Raw genomic sequence first — 3,619 nt, forward strand, 5'->3', positions numbered from 1 at the left:
CAATCATATTGATAATTTTTCGCTATCCATACCGCTTTATAAGCATAACATACGCATATTTTGGCATGGCATATTTGGCAGTTGATAAAGCTAATTTAAAATTTATTAAATAAATGCCCTAAGCCTGTAAAAAACAGGATATATTAATGGTTTAGCCCTCGATAATGAGCCAAATAAAACACATTTTTGCATATGCCGCTCAATCTGATACTCAACAATCTAGAAAAACACATCCATTTAACCCGCGAAGAACAGGAAACTTTCACGGCCTATCTGCAGCCCAAAAAAGTAAAACGCAAACAATTTTTGCTTACGTATGGCGAGGTATGTAAGTATTCGGCTTTTGTAACGTCCGGTTGTTTACGGGGATATACGGTAGATAAAAGTGGCATCGAACATGTACTCAGCTTTGCCCCTGCCGACTGGTGGATAGCCGATATGTACAGCCTCATTTCGCAAAAGCCTGGAATCCAGAATATCGAAGCATTAGAGGACACCGATGTGCTGCTACTTTCAAAAGCAAACCAGGAGAAGCTATATACACAGATCCCCAAGTTTGAACATTTTTTCAGGATCCTGACCGAAAACTCATTAGTAGCCAGCCAGCAAAGATTGATCGACAGCTTAAGCCTTACCGCCGAAGAGCGTTATAATAACTTTTGCAAACGCTACCCTACCCTCATCGATCATCTGCCTCAAAAACAAATAGCCTCCTACATAGGCGTTACCCCTGAGTTTTTCAGCAGGATGAAGGCGGAGATGGTGCGGAAGAGATGAGCACGAATTACACTAATTCAACCGAATTGACACGAATTAGAACAATTAAAATTCGAGCAAATTCGTGTCAATTCAATTCGTGTAATTAGTGTCCATTAATTTTCTTAACCTACATCAAGTGCCGCCGGCCGTGGCTCCCTTAACTTTGTATTACAATTTAAAGGAAACACACAATGGCACAGACCGTTTTACATAAAGCTAATACTCGCGGACATGCAGACCATGGATGGCTGCACAGTTACCAATCATTTAGTTTTGCAGGTTATTACAACCCGCAACGGATGAACTTCGGCGCATTGCGTGTATTAAATGATGATACTGTTGACCCGGGAATGGGCTTCGGCAAACATCCGCATGATAATATGGAGATCATTTCCATCCCGCTGGAAGGTGATCTGGAACATAAAGACAGTATGAACAATATAGCCGTTATCAAAAATGGCGATATCCAGGCGATGAGTGCCGGTACCGGGATTTTCCACAGTGAATATAATTTTGACAGAGCCAGCGAAGTGAAATTTCTACAGATCTGGATCTACCCTAATAAAAGGAATGTTGAACCCCGTTATGACCAGATCTCATTAAATCTTGAAGACAGGCACAATAAACTACAACAGGTATTATCGCCAAATCCTGATGATGCCGGAGTATGGATCCACCAGGATGCTTGGTTTCATTTGGGTAAATTTGATAAGGGCGTAAGTACAGAGTATTCGATTAAAAAAGAAGGCAACGGAGTTTATGCATTTGTTTTAAGCGGAGAAGTAATTATCAATGGCGAAACATTAAGCAGCCGCGATGCCTTAGGAATTTGGGATACCGATAAATTTACTATTGAAGCAGGTACAGATGCCGAGTTTTTGCTGATTGACGTACCGATGAAATTTTGATTTTTTTAATGATGATTGATAAGACTTTGTTCGGCCCCGCTTTTTTGTCTTTGGCAGAAAGAGGGGAGCCGGGCAAGGTGATAGAGAATTATTGCACTGCTGATAAGAATTAAAACAATGAACCAAACACAAATATTAGTGATAGGAAGGCACCCGGAGATCTTGCAAACGGTGATACGCCTGGTAAATAACAATCCGGAATGGAATGCCACAGGTTGCATAACTGACCAGGAAGCTATCAGTGCTTTTAAAACGCGGGACTTTGCCCTCGTATTACTTGGTGGTGGTATTGAAGAACAATCAGAGCAAGACCTTTGCGCTTACTTTAAGGCCAATAAACCTGATATTAAAATAGCCCAACACTATGGTGGTGGAAGCGGATTATTGAGTGCTGAGATATATGAAGCCTTAGCCGTTGACTAAACAAATTATATTGATACCTAAACTAATTATTGTTTAATAGTACTTATAGGAGTGATCATTGGGGTTCTTATGATCATAATTTATCACTACTACTTGCTGCACCCTTACCTTTTTTCCGTTTTGTGAACCAGGGGTATATTTATATAATTTAAGTACTCTTACTGATTCAATACTAAAATCATCTGAAGGCGATCTCAATACCTTAAAAGCACTCAAACTACCATCCTTTTCTATGACAAAGGACAATATAACCTTTCCATCAATCTTTTGATCTAAAGCGCTCTGTGGATAATTGACGTTTCTATTAAGAAAATCATTAAATCCTTCAATACCGCCAGGCTGTGCAGGAGGCGTTTCAACAGCTGTAAACACAGCATTCTCTATTTCAGCATCTGACATAACAGCGGATTTCGGTTTGGTTAAGATTATTGTTTTGTTGATTGCATTAACATCCACTATAAAAATCGCCCCAATATTCACTTCAACTTTATTTCCACGATACGTTGCCGGAACCCACTTTGGAGAAGAGTTAAAAACCCGCAAAATTTCTTTATCCACTGCGGGAGATAAATTACTTAACAGCCGCGCATTTACAACATCACCTTCAACATCTACACTGTAGGCTATAGCAATCCTTCCGTTTATGTTTTGCTGCTGTCCTGCTGGATAAGTGATATGCTGTTTAACATATTCCTCAAAATCGCCGTTAGGAAATTTGGCAAAAACATCAAAACGCACGTAGGGTATTTTATTGAATTTATTAGTAACGGAGTCTGCTGTTTGGGCTTTTAACGCCAAGCTGCAGCATGCGATGAGTAGGATAAGTAAAGGCTTTTTCATTGAGATAAATATACGACAGATATTTATCCGAGAATAGGACAACGCAAAAAGCCTTAGTAATTAGCCGATATGTAAGATAGATTAGTTGGTTAATAGGGAAGTTTTTATAAACGCAAAAAGCCTTAGCGTGTTGCTAAGGCTTTTGCATTGTTGCACCATCGAAGGTGATAAAGATTGGCACCGACCTACTCTCCCACGTTTTACCGCAGTACCATCGGCTCTGGCGGGCTTGACTTCTCTGTTCGGAATGGGAAGAGGTAGACACCGCCGATATAGGCACCTGAATTTCTTTTTTATTAAGGTGAAAGCTTAAAGATAAAAGGTCAAAGGTTTTAATACCTTTCGCCTTTATCCTTTGGCCTTTCAGCCTCGATAAATGACATATTATTGAAAGAAGTGATTGAATTTAAGAGAAAACAACAGCATTCGTTGTTTTTGTTTTCGCGGGGTGGAGCCTGTTAGGGTTCCACCCACACTGTTTTCTATCTGAAGAAAGCTTCGGGCAATTAGTATCACTCGGCTATGATGTCACCACCTTTATACCTATGACCTATCAACGTAGTAGTCTCCTACGACCCTCAATGGAAGTCTCATCTTGTGGCTAGTTTCGCACTTAGATGCTTTCAGCGCTTATCTATTCCCAACGTAGCTACTCTGCAGTACACCTGGCGGCATAACAGATTCACCAG

Annotated in this window: 4 protein-coding genes and 2 rRNA genes; 3 read left to right on the forward strand and 3 right to left on the reverse strand. The window is 40.3% G+C overall.

The window, feature by feature from the left end:
• The first annotated feature begins 192 nt into the window (after nucleotides 1-192).
• From VF500_RS22135 to VF500_RS22145, 3 genes are all read left to right on the forward strand, one after another.
• Nucleotides 193-777, forward strand: coding sequence for a Crp/Fnr family transcriptional regulator (locus VF500_RS22135; protein ID WP_330861762.1), 585 nt, complete (start codon nucleotides 193-195; stop codon nucleotides 775-777).
• A 173-nt stretch (nucleotides 778-950) separates the two neighbouring features.
• Nucleotides 951-1,667, forward strand: a complete 717-nt coding sequence (locus VF500_RS22140; RefSeq protein ID WP_330861763.1) for a pirin family protein — start codon at nucleotides 951-953, stop codon at nucleotides 1,665-1,667.
• A 117-nt stretch (nucleotides 1,668-1,784) separates the two neighbouring features.
• A complete protein-coding gene (locus VF500_RS22145) occupies nucleotides 1,785-2,090 on the forward strand; it encodes a hypothetical protein (protein ID WP_330861764.1) in 306 nt (101 codons plus the stop codon).
• Between the two features lie 33 nt (nucleotides 2,091-2,123).
• On the opposite strand, the gene VF500_RS22150 is transcribed toward VF500_RS22145, so the two are convergent.
• The 3 genes from VF500_RS22150 to VF500_RS22160 form a co-directional block, all read right to left on the reverse strand.
• Nucleotides 2,124-2,930, reverse strand: a complete 807-nt coding sequence (locus VF500_RS22150; RefSeq protein ID WP_330861765.1) for a TonB family protein — start codon at nucleotides 2,928-2,930, stop codon at nucleotides 2,124-2,126.
• A gap of 172 nt (nucleotides 2,931-3,102) precedes the next feature.
• A 5S ribosomal RNA gene (gene rrf / locus VF500_RS22155) occupies nucleotides 3,103-3,214 on the reverse strand.
• A 202-nt stretch (nucleotides 3,215-3,416) separates the two neighbouring features.
• Nucleotides 3,417-3,619: ribosomal RNA gene (locus VF500_RS22160) — 23S ribosomal RNA — on the reverse strand; the annotation flags it as partial.

Origin of the sequence: Mucilaginibacter sp., from assembly GCF_036383575.1 — a bacterium.
Taxonomy (GTDB): Bacteria; Bacteroidota; Bacteroidia; order Sphingobacteriales; family Sphingobacteriaceae; genus Mucilaginibacter.